This is a genomic window from Nocardia asteroides (assembly GCF_900637185.1).
In the GTDB taxonomy this organism is placed as follows: Bacteria; Actinomycetota; Actinomycetes; order Mycobacteriales; family Mycobacteriaceae; genus Nocardia; species Nocardia asteroides.
Map to the genome: position 1 here is coordinate 4,909,398 of NZ_LR134352.1, position 15,173 is coordinate 4,924,570.

15 protein-coding genes are annotated in these 15,173 nt (G+C 71.0%); 12 read left to right on the forward strand and 3 right to left on the reverse strand.

The annotated features are described in order from the left end of the window. Nucleotides 1–3: 3 nt before the first annotated feature. Complete coding sequence (locus EL493_RS22915) at nucleotides 4–417, reverse strand: PaaI family thioesterase (protein WP_030203690.1); 414 nt, start codon at nucleotides 415–417, stop codon at nucleotides 4–6. A gap of 493 nt (nucleotides 418–910) precedes the next feature. On the opposite strand from EL493_RS22915, the gene EL493_RS22920 reads away from it, so the two are divergent. Further along, nucleotides 911–1,423 carry a L,D-transpeptidase gene (locus EL493_RS22920; protein ID WP_232017247.1) on the forward strand — a complete coding sequence of 171 codons (513 nt, stop codon included), beginning with the start codon at nucleotides 911–913 and terminating at the stop codon, nucleotides 1,421–1,423. On the opposite strand, the gene EL493_RS22925 is transcribed toward EL493_RS22920, so the two are convergent. Then, the gene (locus EL493_RS22925) at nucleotides 1,378–2,358 is read right to left on the reverse strand and encodes a MerR family transcriptional regulator (protein WP_019047679.1); all 981 of its coding nucleotides are present in this window, start codon (nucleotides 2,356–2,358) and stop codon (nucleotides 1,378–1,380) included. The two genes, EL493_RS22920 and EL493_RS22925, sit on opposite strands and share 46 nt — an antisense overlap. 67 nt (nucleotides 2,359–2,425) lie before the next feature. Between EL493_RS22925 and EL493_RS22930 the strand changes: the two genes are divergently transcribed. From EL493_RS22930 to EL493_RS22945, 4 genes are all read left to right on the forward strand, one after another. Further along, entirely contained in the window at nucleotides 2,426–3,034 is a 609-nt protein-coding gene (locus EL493_RS22930; RefSeq protein WP_019047680.1) for a maleylpyruvate isomerase family mycothiol-dependent enzyme, read from the forward strand. 192 nt (nucleotides 3,035–3,226) lie between these two features. Next, the gene (locus EL493_RS22935; RefSeq protein ID WP_126405849.1) at nucleotides 3,227–3,550 is read left to right on the forward strand and encodes a hypothetical protein; all 324 of its coding nucleotides are present in this window, start codon (nucleotides 3,227–3,229) and stop codon (nucleotides 3,548–3,550) included. A 1,219-nt stretch (nucleotides 3,551–4,769) separates the two neighbouring features. Further along, entirely contained in the window at nucleotides 4,770–5,777 is a 1,008-nt protein-coding gene (locus EL493_RS22940) for an alpha/beta hydrolase (protein WP_019047685.1), read from the forward strand. Beyond that, nucleotides 5,774–7,201, forward strand: a complete 1,428-nt coding sequence (locus EL493_RS22945) for a wax ester/triacylglycerol synthase family O-acyltransferase (protein WP_019047686.1) — start codon at nucleotides 5,774–5,776, stop codon at nucleotides 7,199–7,201. The genes EL493_RS22940 and EL493_RS22945 overlap by 4 nt, the downstream gene beginning before the upstream one ends. On the opposite strand, the gene EL493_RS22950 is transcribed toward EL493_RS22945, so the two are convergent. Further along, entirely contained in the window at nucleotides 7,195–7,905 is a 711-nt protein-coding gene (locus tag EL493_RS22950) for a hypothetical protein (protein ID WP_019047687.1), read from the reverse strand. The genes EL493_RS22945 and EL493_RS22950 overlap by 7 nt on opposite strands. 165 nt (nucleotides 7,906–8,070) lie before the next feature. Between EL493_RS22950 and EL493_RS22955 the strand changes: the two genes are divergently transcribed. The 7 genes from EL493_RS22955 (at nucleotide 8,071) to EL493_RS22985 (ending at nucleotide 15,158) form a co-directional block, all read left to right on the forward strand. Then, nucleotides 8,071–9,063, forward strand: coding sequence for a FecCD family ABC transporter permease (locus tag EL493_RS22955; protein ID WP_019047688.1), 993 nt, complete (start codon nucleotides 8,071–8,073; stop codon nucleotides 9,061–9,063). Then, nucleotides 9,060–10,169, forward strand: coding sequence for a FecCD family ABC transporter permease (locus tag EL493_RS22960; RefSeq protein ID WP_019047689.1), 1,110 nt, complete (start codon nucleotides 9,060–9,062; stop codon nucleotides 10,167–10,169). The genes EL493_RS22955 and EL493_RS22960 overlap by 4 nt, the downstream gene beginning before the upstream one ends. Further along, on the forward strand, nucleotides 10,166–10,990 hold the full coding sequence (locus tag EL493_RS22965; RefSeq protein WP_019047690.1) for an ABC transporter ATP-binding protein: 825 nt from the start codon (nucleotides 10,166–10,168) through the stop codon (nucleotides 10,988–10,990). The genes EL493_RS22960 and EL493_RS22965 overlap by 4 nt, the downstream gene beginning before the upstream one ends. Nucleotides 10,991–11,061: 71 nt before the next feature. Then, the gene (locus tag EL493_RS22970) at nucleotides 11,062–11,442 is read left to right on the forward strand and encodes a BlaI/MecI/CopY family transcriptional regulator (protein ID WP_019047691.1); all 381 of its coding nucleotides are present in this window, start codon (nucleotides 11,062–11,064) and stop codon (nucleotides 11,440–11,442) included. Between the two features lie 64 nt (nucleotides 11,443–11,506). Beyond that, nucleotides 11,507–12,445, forward strand: a complete 939-nt coding sequence (locus EL493_RS22975) for a M56 family metallopeptidase (RefSeq protein ID WP_022566732.1) — start codon at nucleotides 11,507–11,509, stop codon at nucleotides 12,443–12,445. Nucleotides 12,446–12,691: 246 nt separating this feature from the next. Then, the gene (locus tag EL493_RS22980; RefSeq protein ID WP_022566731.1) at nucleotides 12,692–14,170 is read left to right on the forward strand and encodes a DEAD/DEAH box helicase; all 1,479 of its coding nucleotides are present in this window, start codon (nucleotides 12,692–12,694) and stop codon (nucleotides 14,168–14,170) included. A 115-nt stretch (nucleotides 14,171–14,285) separates the two neighbouring features. Continuing rightward, nucleotides 14,286–15,158: a DMT family transporter gene (locus EL493_RS22985; protein ID WP_019047694.1), complete on the forward strand. Its 873-nt coding sequence runs from the start codon at nucleotides 14,286–14,288 to the stop codon at nucleotides 15,156–15,158. Nucleotides 15,159–15,173 lie beyond the last annotated feature (15 nt).

Here is a 15,173-nt window from a genome sequence, read left to right on the forward strand (position 1 = left end):
GGCTCAGGACGCCAGGTTCTGTAGGCGGACCTGGCCGCGGGCGACGGTGCGACCCTCGGCGTCGGTGATCACCACGACCCACAGCTGCTGGCTGCGGCCGCGGTGGATCGGGGTGGCCTCGCCGGTGAGGATGCCGTCGCGGACCGCGCGCAGGAAGTCGGTGTTGTTGTTGACGCCGACCACCGAGCCGCGCGCGCCGAACCAGACCCCGGCGCCGACGCTGGCCAGGGTCTCGATGATCGTGCAGTACACGCCGCCGTTCTGGATGCCCGCGGGCTGGTGCAGCTGCGGGCGCACCTCCCACTCGCCACGCACCCGGTCGGGGCCGACCTCGGTGTACTTCAGCCCGATCAGATCGGTGAAGGTGCCTTCGCTGGCCTTGGTCATCAGTTCGGGGGTGATATCGGCCAGGGACATGTCGCTCATACGCTCCGGTCTACACCATCGGTTCCGGGGCGGGTCACCCCGGGAGACGGATGCGGCGGACCCCGTCCAGAGGACGGAGCCCGCCGCGGCAGGAATGAGGGGGTCGACCGCAGCCCTCGGGACCACCGGCTCATCCATACGCCGGATTGAGCATAGGTCAGGCTTACCTAAGTGGTCAAGCGCCCGGTGTATTCGCCTCGCCGGCCGGCCCCCGGCCCAGGCTGCGCGCCGGGTCGAGAACCACGATGCGGGTGCCCCGCCGAGAAGCGCGCTGGGCGTCAGTCGAGGACCAGCCCGCGCAGCTCGCCCGCCTGATCCGGGAGTTCGCCGACACACACACCGGCACAGCGGGGCTTGCTCAATACGATCGCAATACTCCATGATCACAGTTACCTCTATGTTCCGAGGCTTGTGTCGATGGTGAAAGCTCATGTTCTGGGCGCGCGACGGCCAGGGGTGGGCGCGGCGAGAGAGGCAAGATTTCGTGAAGAGCAGTCGTATCCCCCGCTGGGCCGTGCAGGCGGCGATGTGCGCGGCGGTGGCCGGTGCCGCCGTCGCGGCGCCCGTGCAGGCCGAGCCCCTGTGGCCCGGCGGTCCCGATGTCCCCGGCGTGCCGGCGATCATTCCCGCGCCGGAGCCGGAACCGGTGGTGGCCCCGTGCAGCGAGCAGGCGCGCGCGTGCCTGCAGCTGTCCACCAACAACGCGTGGCTGATGGACAACGGCAAGGTCACCTACGGGCCCACCCCGATGTCGCACGGCCGTCCCGGCTACGAGACGCCGCCCGGGGTGTTCAAGGTGGCGTTCAAGAAGCCGTTCCACTGGAGCACCCTGCACAACGCGCCGATGGAGTACGCGGTGTTCTTCAACGGCGACATCGCCTATCACATCGGGCCCACCGAGGAGCAGTCCCACGGCTGCATCCGGCTGACGCCCGAGGGCGCCAAGGCGCACTACGAGTGGCTGGAGCCGGGCGACATCGTCGAAGTGGTGCCGTGAGCGGCACGCGACCCTGACGGGGAGGCCGGGATCCGGCCTCCCCGTTCTGCTGTCACGGACACGGTGAGCGCGTCGAACAGCCAGAGATGGGCGGCGCCGGAGGTCACCTCCGGTGTCAGTGTCGCGGTGAGCTGCCAGTACCGGCGGACCGGGGCGGCGTCGGCGGCAGCGGCGAGCAGCTCGCGCCGGAAGGCCGGGGTGTCGGCACGCCGCCGCGCGGTGGCGTGCACGTCGACATATTGATCCAGGACCGCGCCGGGGGCGGGCGCCCGCTGCGCGGCGACCAGCGGGGCCGCTGCCAGGCAGGCCTCGGCCAGGTCGACGAGCAGCCGTCGCTCGTCGCGCACCCCGGGGGTGCCACGATGCCGAATGGTGTCCGACATCGCCGCGCCCAGCAGTGGATCGCCCACGGCGGCAACGAGTTCCGCGTAGGCGAGCACCTGTTCCGGGCTCGCGTCCGGGGCGGGTTCGGGGACGTTCATGTCGAGGAAGTCGGCGATCGTCGCCCGGGGCAGCGGGGCCAGCTGATGGTGCCAGAACTCGCGCAGCGCCGCGCGTCCGACGGGCGGGTCGGCCACCGCGGCGACCATGGTGAGGGCCGAGGGACCCGCGTCGCCCACGGCGGCGAGCAGCGATCGGCGGCGGCTCAGGGCGGCGAGTTCCGCGTCGACCGCGGCGCGTTCGGCGGCGATCACCTCACCGACCGTCCGGTCACCGGCGAGCACGTCGGCGATCGCGGCCAGCCCGATACCGAGGGCGCGCAGGCGGCGCAGCAGCGCCAGCCGTTCTGCCGCGGTGCCGTCGAACACGCGGTGACCGGCCGCGGTGCGCCCGACGTCGAGAAGGCCCGCGTCGCAGTAGAACCGGATGGTGCGGACCGCGACGCCCGTCCTGGCGGCGAGTTCGCCGATCGTCATGCGTGTGCTGTCGGTCACAGTCGCTGGCACCTCCACCTCGGTGGAGTTCCTACGGTACCGACGACACCCCCACCGAGGAGACAGCATGACAACCGAACAGCCGACGACCGACGACATCTGGGCGGCCGTGGCCCACGAACGCACCACCCTGCTCGACATGCTCCGAGAACTCCCCGAATCCGCCTGGGACACCGCGTCGTTGTGCGACGGATGGCGGATCCGGGACGTGGTGGCGCATCTGCTGCTGGCCACCCGGGTGACGCTCGGATCCCTGGTGGTGAACCTGGTCCGGGCCCGCGGCGACCTCGACCGGCTCATCCACGACACCGCCGTCCGCCTCGCCGATCGCGCCCCGACCACCGACCTGCTCACCGAACTGCAGGCCACCGTCGGCTCGCGCGTCACCCCGATCGGCACGAAACCCATCGACCGGCTGATGGATCTGCTCGTCCACGGCCAGGACATCGCGGTCCCGCTCGGCGTCGACCGCGCGATGCCCACCCAGGCCGCCCAGTGGTCCCTCGACCGGGTCTGGACGATGGGCGTGCCGTTCCACGCCCGCTCCCGGTTCGCCGGATACGCCTTCACCGCCAGCGATACCGGATGGCGTGCCGGTACCGGCACGCCGATCACCGGGACCGCCGCGGAACTGCTGATGGTCGTCACCGGCCGAACCCCACCACCTCCGCGCTGACCCGCACCCGCAGCGCCACCTTGCCGAGCGGCGCGACACCGAGACCGCGGCGCCGCGATCTGGTCAGCGGGATTCCGGCGCGGATTTGGCGGCGGGACCTCCAGGGGGATTGACGATCCCGACGGCGAACGCCACCGTTCGCCGCCGCGCTGACGGGACTGGACGTCGGTACAGGTCACGCGGCGATCGGCTGTGACGAACACCAACACCCGCCGGTGTTTCCACCGGGAAGGATCTCGGCGTGAATTAGCCGGATCGCCCGATTTTCTTGCCGGAGGAAATGACTGCGGCTACGTTACCCAACATCACGACAGCGGAAATCTGATTGTGATCCTCGCTCCCGCCGTGCACACCACACCATTTCGCGACGGGGCGCTTTCCGATGATGCAAGGAGAATCACCATGGGTTCATTGACCGAGTTGATGATGGCCGCTATTGCGGGAATAGGTTCCGCGGCCGAGGGCGACGGCCTGCTCGCCGTGTTCCTGGGCTCGGTCGAAGCCTTCTTCCCGTAAACAATTCACCGAACTGATTCTCGACACCGAAGGAGAAGGCACATGGGATCTCTCTACGAATTGCTGGAAACCGGCGCGGGCAGCCTCAGCGATGCCGTCCTGCCGTTCGTGCAGGCCCTGATCACGGTCAGCGGCGGCACACCGACGCCGGGCAAGTAGCACCACCGAGCAGGAGCCGGGGGCGGGCCGCGAACGGTCCGCCCCCGACGCGTTTCCGCATTCCCCACATCACCGTCGATAGCTTTCATACATGAATTTCGAACGGCGTCGAGACGGAACCGAAACGACGATTCACGGCCCGATGCCCCCAGAAAAAGGGGCACACATGCCGGTCGGCAATCGACCAGGCACTCCTAGTGCACCCGCGGGCGCTCGCCACCGCAGCGTTCCCACCCGCACGCCACTCCGGCCCCCGAGCCGGTACGCCGAACCCTCGATCGTGCGCAGATCACAGCCACTCATCCCATGAAATCCAGCCCCCTGGACACATCGATGACAGACGTCCTCGTTCGCCGCGAAAGACGGCTCGACTGTGCCAGACAGTCGCCGTTACCACAGGTCACACGTAGTCCGGAGGGGCACCGGGGCAATCGTCAAGCAGCTTCCATCAGGAAAGAAAAGAATGAACGAATCACGCTGAGTGAAACACCGGCTTGCCACACAATGGGAGCAGCGATACGTTACCGGCGTCACAGCAGGAAGCTGACTGTGACCCATCCCCCGCACCCGGGCTGCCCCTGGTTTCCGGGGGTGTACGACGACCACGCAAGGAGATAGACCATGGGTTCACTGACCGAGATCGTGCAGGCGGCGATCGCCGGCCTCGGGTCCGCGGCCGAGGGCGACAACCTGCTCACCGTATTCCTCGGCTCGGTGGAAGCGTTCTTCCCGTAGATCACCGCGCACTCCCGCCCGACCCCCGAATTGTCGGGGCATATTCACCCGAATTCTCAGGAGCGATAAATGGGTTCCCTCTACGAACTGCTGGAAACCGGCGCAGGCAGTCTCAGCGACGCCGCGCTGCCGTTCATCCAGGCGCTGATCACCGTCAGCGGCGGCACACCCACACCGGGTAAGTAATTCGTCGCCGATGTACCGGGGCGGGTCGTTCCACGACCCGCCCCGCCGTGCGCGAACAATGGCGCGAAATCCATTTCTGTCGTTTCCGAGAAGTCAGCAGGTTCGTATCACCGTGAACAACCAAGTCCTCCGCGGAATCATGTCGGCCGTCTGCGCCGCCGCACTGGCCACCACGCCCGTCGTCGTCGACGCGTACGCCGCGGCCGACCCCGGCGCCCGGCTGGTGAGCCGGACCCAGACCGGCCAGACCGTCGACATCAGCGTGTACTCGCCCTCGATGGACCGCACGATCGCGCTGCGGGTGCTGCGCCCCGCCGACACCACGACGCCGGCGCCCACGCTGTATCTGCTCAACGGCGCCGGAGGCGGCGAGGATTCGGCCAACTGGCCGGGGCAGACGGACGCGGCCGGGTTCTTCGCGGACAAGCACGTCAATGTCGTCATCCCGATGGAGGGCGCGTTCAGCTACTACACCGACTGGCGGGAACCCGACGCCGGTCTGGCGAAGAATCTCGAGAACAACGGCCACAACATGTGGACCACCTTCCTCACCCGGGAACTGCCGCCGGTGATCGACGCGGCCTTCGCCACCACCGGCGACAACGCCCTGGCCGGCATCTCGATGGCGGGCACCTCGGTGCTGGACCTGGCCATCCAGGCGCCGCAGCTGTACCGCAGCGTCGCGGCCTACAGCGGGTGCGCGATGACCAGCGACCCGATCGGGCGGGCCTTCGTCTCGCTCGTCGTGCGGCTGGGCGGCGGCGATGTCGAGAACATGTGGGGCCCGGTCACCGACGCGGCCTGGCGCGAGCACGACCCGTACGTCCAGGCGCACCGGCTGCCCGACATCCCGATCTACATCTCCAGCGGCAGCGGCCTGCCCGGCGCGCACGACACCCTCGCCAATCCGCGGGTGCACATCAACGGCAAGAACCCCCAGTCGATCCTGACCAACCAGATGCTCGTCGGCGGCGGTATCGAGGCGGCGTCCGCGTACTGCACGGCGAGCATGGGCAGGCGCGCCCAGGAGCTGGGTCGCACGAACATCACCGTCAACGTCCGCCCGACCGGCACCCACTCGTGGGGCTACTGGGAAGACGACCTGCACGTGTCGTGGCCGATGCTGGCGACCTCACTGGGCCTGTGAGCGCCGAATTGCGGGTGGGCACCCGACAATTGAGCCCGCGCGACGCGGTGTTCGTCTACGACGAGACCGACCGGCACCTGTCGAACATCGTCGCGGTGTACTTCGCCGAGGCCACCGGTCGGCCCGCGCTCACCCGTGCCGACGTGCTCGACTGGGCCCGGTCCGTCCTCGGGCACTCCGCCCTGTTCCACCGGCGGTTGCAGCGGGTGCCCCTGGATCTGGACCTGCCGTACTGGGTGCCGGACCCCGGCCTGACGGTGGGCGACCACGTGTGGCTGGACCGGCCCGGGGCGGGTACCTGGGACGAGGCCCGCGCGCGGATCGCCGAGATCACCGCCACCCGGATGGATCTGCGCAAGCCGCCGTGGGAGATCCATGTGCTCGATCGCGTCACCGGCGTTCCCGCCATGGCGGAGCACACCACCATCGTGGTGCTGAAGTTCCACCACAGCGTGGGCGACGGCGTCGCGACCCGGGCGCTGGAACGCAAGCTGTTCGGCACCGAACCGGCGCCGGCGATCCGGCTCGACGACCCCGCTCCCCTGGCGACCGCCGCACGGACCGCGGCCTCGCTGCTGACCCAGCCCGTGCGCTTCCTCACGGGACTGCGCCGGGCGAGCGCGGCCCAGGAGGAGTTGCGCGGCCTGATCGAGTCGGGCACGGTGCACGAGCCCGTCGCGCTGCGCCCGGCGACCCGGTTCAACCGGGACATCCACGCGGCGACGACCTTTCACCTGCTGCCGCTGCCGATGGCGGAGATCCGCGCGGCGACAGCGGCGGCGCCGCGGCGGGTCACGATCAACGACCTCATGCTCACCACGATCGGCGGCGCCCTGGCGGCCTACCTCGCCGAGCACGAGGAGCTGCCCGCCGAATCACTGGCCGCCATGGTGCCGATGTCGATGCGCGGTGTCGCCGAATGGGATTCGGCCAATCAGCTCACCCAGATGATCGTGGACCTGCACACCGACATCGCCGACCCGATCGAGCGGCTCGCCGCCGTGCAGCGCTCCGCGACCTGGGCCAAACAGCGCACCGCCGATCCGGTGGTACTGCGCGGCGACCGCAGGGTGGAGACCGCGCCCGCGCTGCTGTTGCGCGCGGCCGGGTGGGCCCGCGCGCAGCGCCGCTTCGACGACGCCGCGTCGGTTCCGTTGTGCAACACCACGATCAGCAATGTGCCACCGGTGACCGACGCCCTCGCGTTCTGCGGCAGGCCGGTCCGCCGGGCGGTCGGCTCGCTACCGGTGCTCGACGGCGACGGGCTGCGTCATCTGATCAGCTCGCAGGGCGCGGAACTGGTCGTCGCGGTGACGACGAACGCGGCGATGATGCCGGACCCGGAGCACTACGGCGAGCTGCTGCTGCGCTCCTTCCGAACCCTCGCCGCCGCGCTGGGCGCGCCCGCCGGGGCGGGTCACTGACGTTGCAGGCAGCTGGTGCGGCGCACCGGAAGTCCGCGATCCTCGAGCGCGGCCAGCAGCAGCTGACCACGGCGCCCACCGGCCGCGCTGTCGGCCCGCGCCAGGTCGGGCACGTAGGTGGCGGCGCCGACGACGGATTCGCCGACCAGCGACCAGAACCGGCGCGCGGGCAGCCCGGAGCAGCGGGTCAGCACCGACTGCAACGGGATCAGCGAGGACGCGCAGCGCTGGGCCAGCCAGACCGCCATCGCCGCCTCGCACGGCAGCGCGACCGCGTCCGGCTCGTCGCCGGTGGGGTCACCGTCGACGACGCGAATCGTGGTGTCGGACAAGCCCGCCCAGTCGATCCCGCCGTCGTTGTCGTGATGGATCCACAGGTTGTCGCGGCCGGGATCCCAGGCCTGGCCCGCCATCACGAACAGGGCGGTGACCCGGCCCACCACGGCGTGGATCAGCGCGGTGGCCACCACTTCGGCGGCGATGTCGTCGTTGATCATCTCGGCGGCGTGGCGCCGGTACATCAGCTCGACGCGCCCCTCGGACAGGCCGTTCGGCACGTGCCACCAGCGGCGTTTGCCCTGGCCTGCCATCGCCGCCACGGCATAGACCCGCGGATGTTCGGGCTGCAGCGATTGCAACCGGGCACACGCGCGGTCGAACGCGGCGGTGCGGCGGGTCGTGGCGGTGGTGACGGGCTCGGGCATCGAACCTCCTCGAACGGTTGGTTCCCGTGACGATGATGTCTCGGAACATAGGTTAGGCTTACCAGACTTATCAAGTCATGTCCGGATTCGAGTCAGGAGAAGTTCGTCGCCGTGATCCACCCTGGCACCGTCAGACGCCGTCGTCTGACCGGGCTTCTTCTGCTCGTGGTACTGCTCACCGTCGCGGTGGTGGCGAGCATCGCCATCGGCACCCGCTCACTCGCACCGGCCACGGTGTTCGACGCCGTCACACACGCTCTCGGCTGCGACGGCGGCCCGTTCCGATGCCCGGCCCGCTCCACCGCCGAGGAAATCGTGCGTGAGCTGCGTCTGCCGCGCACCGCGTTGGCCCTGGTCGCCGGGTTGGCGCTGGGCATCGCGGGCGCGCTCATCCAGGGGTATACCCGGAATCCGCTCGCTGATGCCGGTTTGCTGGGACTCAATGCCGGCGCGGGCTTCCTCGCGGCGCTCAGCATCTTCCTGTTCGGCTTCACCGCGCCGAGTCAGTACATCTGGTTCGCCTTCGCGGGCTCCGCGATCGCGGGGGTGATCGTGTTCGGGGTGTCCTCGATCGGCGGCGGCAAGGCCAGTCCGCTGAGCCTGGTCCTGGCCGGCGCCGCGGTCACCGCGTTCCTGCAGGCCATGACCAATGCCGTGGTGGTGCTCGACAACGCCGCGCTCGACACCTACCGGTTCTGGGTGGTCGGCACCGTGAACGGGCGCGAGGCCGGGGTGTTCTGGCAGGTGCTGCCGTTCATCCTGGTCGGCGCGGCGATGGCGATCGCGGCCGCGCCGGGCCTGAATCTGCTGAGCCTGGGCGACGACGTGGCCCGCGGCCTCGGCGTCGACGTGGGGCGCGCCCGGGCGTTCGGCCTGTTCGCGGTGGTGCTGCTCAGCGGCGCGGCCACCGCCGCGGTCGGCCCGATCGCGTTCCTCGGGCTGGTGGTGCCACACATCGCGCGCGCCGTCACCGGACCGGACAATCGATGGCTGATCCCCTATTCGGGGCTGATCGGGGCGCTGTTGCTGCTGATCGCCGACATCGCGGGCCGGGTGGTCGCGCGGCCGGGAGAACTCCAGGTCGGGGTGATGCTGGCGGCGATCGGCGCCCCGTTCTTCATCGCGCTGGTGCGCCGGAAGAAGTTGGTGACGCTGTGAGCACGATCGAGACCGACAAGCCCGGCGCCGAGCTGCGCGCGGTGCGACCGGCGCTGCGGGTGGGCCCGGTGTCGCTGGTGCTGCGGCCGGTGCTGCTGGGGGCCGTGCTGGCGCTGGCCGTGCTGGTCTTCGTGCTGTTCTGCCTGGACATCGCCGTCGGCGACACCAACATTCCGGTGAGCCGGGTGCTGGATGTCCTCGGTGGCGGCGGCACCCGCTCGCAGCGGTTCATCATTCTCGAGTCCCGGCTGCCCCGGGCGCTGACGGCCGTGGTGGTCGGCGCGGCGCTGGGCCTGGCCGGGGCGCTCATGCAGTCGATCCTGCACAACCCGCTGGCCGGACCGGACGTGCTCGGCATCACCACCGGCGCGAGCGTCGGCGCGGTCGCGGTGCTGGTCGGCACCGGCGGCGCGACCACCGGGCTGATCGCCACCGTCGGCGCACCGCTGGCCGCCCTGGCCTGCGGGCTGCTCGCCGCGGCCGCGATCTACCTGCTGGCCTGGGGCCGGGGCGGGGCCGGGGAACGCGGGGTCACCGGTTTCCGGCTGGTACTCATCGGCATCGGCGTCAACGCGGTGCTGATGTCGGTGATCAGCTGGCTGCTCACCCGGGCCAGCCTCACCGACGCGGCCAGGGCCCAGGTCTGGCTCAACGGCTCGCTCAACGCCGCCGACATGACCAGGGTGGTGCCCGCCGCGATCGCGCTGACCGTGGTGACGGTGGTGGCGCTGGTCTCGGCCCGGACGCTGGCCGCGCTGCGCCTGGGCGAGGAGTCCACCCGGGTGCTCGGGGTGCGGATCCAGTCCCAGCAGGCGCTGCTCATCGGCGCGTCCGTGGTGGCGGCCTCGGTGGCCACCGCGGCGGTCGGGCCGGTCGGTTTCGTCGCACTCGCGGCACCGCAGATCGCCCGGATGGCGCTGCGGACGCCCGGTGAACCGCTCATCGCCTCCGCGCTCACCGGCGCGGGCCTGGTCGCCGGAGCCGATATCATCTCGCGCACACTGCTTCCCGTCGATCTGCCGGTCGGCATCGTCACCGCCGCGCTCGGCGGACCGTTCCTGCTCTACCTGCTCGTCCGCATGAACCGGAAGGCCACGCTCTCATGACCAGCCCCGCCCGTCGCCTCGCCGCCGACAGCGTCTCCCTCGGCTACGGCGAGCGGGTGATCGTCGACGAGCTGAGCATCGAGATCGCCCCCGGCGTGGTCACCACCGTCATCGGGCCCAACGGCTGCGGCAAGTCCACCCTGCTCAAGTCCCTGGGCAGGCTGCTGCGCCCGCGCGCGGGCCAGGTGGTGCTCGACGGCAAGGCCATCACGTCGATGAAGACCAAGGACGTGGCCCGGGTGATCGGCATGCTGCCGCAGACCCCGGTGGCGCCCGAAGGTCTCACCGTCGCCGACCTGGTCGCCCGCGGACGGCACCCGCATCAGTCCTGGCTGCGGCAGTGGTCGGCCGACGACGAGACCGAGGTGGCCGCCGCGCTGGCCCAGACCGGCATCGCCGACCTGGCCGAACGCACCCTCGACGAGCTGTCCGGCGGCCAGCGCCAGCGCGCCTGGATCTCCATGGCGCTGGCGCAGGGCACCGACATCCTGCTGCTCGACGAGCCCACCACCTACCTCGACCTCGCGCACTCGCTCGAGGTGCTCGATCTGGTCGACCGGCTGCACGCCGAGTTCGGCCGCACCGTGGTGATGGTGCTGCACGATCTCAACCTCGCCATCCGCTACAGCGACGAGCTCGTGGTGATGTCGGCCGGCCGGATCGTGGCGCAGGGCAAGCCCGCCGACATCGTCAGCGCCGAGCTGCTCGCGGAGGTGTTCGGGCTCGAGGCGACCGTGCTCACCGATCCGGTCTCGGGCAGGCCGATGATCGTCCCGATCGGCACCCGGCACGTGCGCGGCGCGGCCGGGTATGACGAATGACACACCAGCAAACCCCCCGTTACGACAATCTGTAGTACGCATCTTTGTCGTTGAGTCCGTAAAATCAGGGAATGGCAGGACTCGGCGAACTCGAAAAAGCGGTCATGGACCAGTTGTGGTCGGCCGACGAACCGCAGACGGTGCGGCAGGTCCACGAAGCACTGGCGGCACGGCGCGAGCTCGCGTACACCACGGTGATGACGGTGCTGCAGCGGCTGGCGAAGAAGGATCTGGTGGTGCAGCGGCGCGACGATCGCGCCCATCGATACGCACCGGTGCACAGTCGCGACGAGCTGGTCGCGAGCCTGATGGTCGACGCGCTCCAGCAGGCCGACGCGGCGGGCAGCCGCGCCGCGGCCCTGGTGCACTTCGTGGAACAGGTCGGCAAGGACGAGGCCGATGCCCTGCGCGAGGCGCTCGCCAAGCTCGAATCCGACGAGAAGAGCAGCTAGACTCCCTGGCGGCTCTCACAACGACGTGAGCGCCCCTGGTCCCACAACGCAGTGAGCAGAGTCGATGAACGCAACCGCGGCAGTCTTCGCAGGTCTCGCCTTGCTTCTCGCAGGGCCGATACCCGCTCTGCTCAGTCGCGCGACCTGGGTGCACCGCACGCCGCGCGCGGCACTGGTGTTGTGGCAGGCCATCGCGCTGGCCGCCGTGCTCAGCGCCTTCGGTTCCGGGCTGGCCATCGCCAGCCTGCTGCTCGTCCCCGGCCCCGACGGTAGGCCGACCACCTCCCCCACCAAGGAGATCGACGCGCTCGGTCTGCCGCTGTGGACGGTGTACGTGCTGGTCTTCGCGCTGACCCTGATGGTCGGCGCCCGGCTCATGTTCTCCATCGTGCGCGTCGGCGTGCACACCCGCCGCCGCCGGTCCCGGCATCGCATGCTGGTCGACCTGCTGGATCAGAGCGGACCGGTGCGCCGCGCCGCCGACATCCGCGTGCTCGCCGCGACCGAACCCATCGCCTACTGCCTGCCCGGGCTGCGGCAGCGGGTGGTGCTCAGCGAAGGCACGCTGACCAGCCTCGACGACGCCGAGGTCACCGCCATCGTGAGCCACGAGCGCTCGCATCTGCGGGCCCGCCACGACCTGGTGCTCGAGGCGTTCACCGCCGTGCACGAGGCGTTCCCGCGGGTGGTCCGCAGCAAGGCCGCGCTCGGCTCGGTGAAACTGCTGATCGAGCTGCTCGCCGACGACTCCGCGGTCAAGGTCACCGGCCCCAAGCCGCTGGCCCGCGCCCTGGTCGCGTGCGCGAAGTCGACCGCTCCGCAGGGCGCCCTGGCCGCGGGCGGACCGACCACCCTCATCCGGATCCAGCGTCTGGCGGGCCGGACCGGCGACGTGAGAGTCGCCACGGCCGCCTACCTCGGATCGGCCGCCATCCTGGTGGTGCCGACCCTCGCCGTGGCCGTGCCGTGGCTGCAGGAGCTCAACCGGCTCTTCCACGGCTGACCTGGCGATTCGCCCTCCTCCGCGGACCCTGGATCGGCACCACCCGCCGGCGCTGCGGCGCGCAGGACAATCCTCGCTACAAAACGGTCGGTTGACCAGCGCGTTTACCCACCCGAGCGCAAAGCCGCCTATCCTGGGACATCGGTCCTTCCTGCTGGGCCGCACCCCGTGCACGCCCTCGGCGTATCCGGGTCCATCGGCGCCGGTCATCTTCCAGCGCGATGCGCAGCCCAACGAAAGGCCCCTGTGTCTACTCCTTCGCGTCCCGACGCCACCTTCGCCGACCTCGGTCTGCCCGTAGCTCTCGTGCAGGCCCTGCGTAACGCGGGCATCGAGAAGCCCTTCCCCATCCAGGCCGCCACGATCGGCGACGCGCTCGCCGGGCGTGACGTGCTCGGCCGCGGACCGACCGGCTCGGGCAAGACCCTCGCCTTCGGCCTGCCGATGCTGACCCGCCTGGCGGGTTCCCCCGCCAAGCCCGGCCGCCCGCGCGGCCTGGTGCTGGTGCCCACCCGGGAACTGGCCACCCAGATCGAACGCGCCCTCGACGAGCCCGCGCTGGCGCTGGGCCTGCGGGTGGCCTCGGTGGTCGGCGGCGCCCCGATCAAGCGCCAGGCCGACCGGCTCGCGCGCGGCGTCGACCTGCTCATCGCCACCCCGGGACGCCTCGACGACCTGATCAAGCAGCGCTCCGCCGACCTGTCCGACGTGGCGATCACCGCGCTCGACGAGGCCGACCACATGGCCGACATGGGCTTCCTGCCGCAGGTCACCCGGCTGCTGGACCGCACCCCGGCCGACGGCCAGCGGCTGCTGTTCTCGGCCACCCTGGACGGCGATGTCGACAAGCTGGTCAAGCGCTACCTGCACCAGCCGGTCACCCACTCCACCGCGCCGCCGGAGGCGTCGGTCACCACCATGTCGCACCACCTGCTCTACGTGCGTGACAAGAACGTCAAGCGCGCGGTGGCCACCGAGATCGCCGCCCGCGAGGGCCTGACCATCATGTTCGTGCGTACCAAGCACGGCGCCGACCGGCTGGCCAAGCAGCTGCGCGGCGCCGGTGTGGCGGCCGGCTCGCTGCACGGCGGCAAGGCGCAGAACAACCGCACCCGCACCCTGGCGGCCTTCGCCGACGGGTCGGTGCCGGTGCTGGTCACCACCGATGTCGCCGCGCGCGGCATCCACATCGACGGTGTCTCGCTGGTCGTGCACTTCGATCCGCCCGCCGAGCACAAGGCCTACCTGCACCGCGCGGGACGCACCGCGCGCGCGGGCGAGGAGGGCGTCGTGGTCACCCTCGTCACCGACGAGGAGCGCAAGGACGTCGCCGCGATGACCCGCAAGGCGGGCGTGCAGACCGACGGCGTCGAGGTCCGCTCCGGCGACCGGAAGCTGGTGGAGATCACCGGCGCCCGCAAGCCCAGCGGCATCGCCATCGCCCCGCCCGCACCGCCCGCCGCGCAGGCGGCCGCGCCGAAGTCGGCGACCGGTGGCCGGCCGCGACGCAACCGGTCCGGTGGCGCCGCGGCGGCCGACGCCGGTCAGGGCCACAGCCGGGGCGGCGGCGCGCCGCGGCGGGAACGCCCCGCCGGGGAGTCACGTTCGCGCAAGCCCGCGGGCACCGGTGGACACGCCCGCAGCGGCGACACGCCGACGAATTCGCGTCGTCGCGCCGCGCGTCCGGCCGCTCCAGCGACCCGCCGCAACCGCTCGGCAAACTGAATCCTCGCGTGGCCGAACCGATTACGGTTCGGCCACGCTGTCCTTCGGCCGCCCGTCGGGCCTGCGCCGTGTCCGGCCGATCCCGACGCCGTGATCGGGCTGCCACACTGACTGCGTGACGAACCATGCGATCGCCGCGATCGTGTTCGCACTGCTGGCCGCGATGCTGTTCGCCGTGGCGTCGGTGGCGCAGCAGCGCGCGGCCGCGTCGGTGCCCGACGACTCCGGCCTGCTGCGCTCACTGCTGCGCAACGGCCGCTGGTGGGCCGCGATCGTCGGCGATCTCGGCGGGTACGGCATGCAGGTGCTCGCGCTCGGTTTCGGCGCCGTGCTGGTGGTCCAGCCGATTCTGGTGAGTTCCCTGGTCTTCGCGCTGCCGCTGGCGGCGCGGCTCAACGGTCAGCGGATCACCGGCCGCACCGCCACGACCGCCGTGGTCCTGGTCGTCGCGCTGGTGCTGTTCCTGATCGTCGGTGATCCGACCGCGGGCAGCGAGACCGCGCCCCTGCGCGACTGGCTGGTCCCGCTGACCGTGCTGGGGAGCGTCGTCGGGGTGGCCGTCGTGGCCGGACTGGTGCTCACCGACCACGCGCACCGGGCCCTGGCGCTGGGCCTGGCGGGCGGCGCGCTGTTCGGGCTGGCGGCCGCGATCACCGATCGGGTGGTCACCCTGTTCGGCGACGGCCTCGGGGCCGTGCTCACCGGCTGGCAGACCTGGGCGCTGATCGCCGCCGGACTGCTCGGCTTCTACCTGCAGCAACGCGCCTATCAGGCCGGTCCGCTGGCGGCCTCGCTGCCCGCGGCCGCGGTCGCCGAACCGCTCGCCGCCGCGTTCCTGGGCCTGACCGCCCTCGGCGAGCACCTGCGCACCGGACGCGCGGGCCAGATCGTGGTCGTCGTGTGCGTCGTGGTGATGTGCGCGGCCACCGTGGCGCTGTGCCGGGCGCAGGCCGCGCCGCTGCCCGCGCCGAAGGAACCCGCGCACTGAGGCACGGCCCACGTC

Bases quoted from the DNA above. Each gene is read 5' to 3' on its own strand.
- EL493_RS22915 (WP_030203690.1), bottom strand. From the start codon at position 417: ATGTCCCTGGCCGATATCACCCCCGAACTGATGACCAAGGCCAGCGAA.
- EL493_RS22930 (WP_019047680.1), top strand. From the start codon at position 2,426: ATGACAACCGAACAGCCGACGACCGACGACATCTGGGCGGCCGTGGCC.
- EL493_RS22940 (WP_019047685.1), top strand. From the start codon at position 4,770: ATGTCGGCCGTCTGCGCCGCCGCACTGGCCACCACGCCCGTCGTCGTC.
- EL493_RS22950 (WP_019047687.1), bottom strand. From the start codon at position 7,905: ATGCCCGAGCCCGTCACCACCGCCACGACCCGCCGCACCGCCGCGTTC.
- EL493_RS22965 (WP_019047690.1), top strand. From the start codon at position 10,166: ATGACCAGCCCCGCCCGTCGCCTCGCCGCCGACAGCGTCTCCCTCGGC.
- EL493_RS22970 (WP_019047691.1), top strand. From the start codon at position 11,062: ATGGCAGGACTCGGCGAACTCGAAAAAGCGGTCATGGACCAGTTGTGG.
- EL493_RS22975 (WP_022566732.1), top strand. From the start codon at position 11,507: ATGAACGCAACCGCGGCAGTCTTCGCAGGTCTCGCCTTGCTTCTCGCA.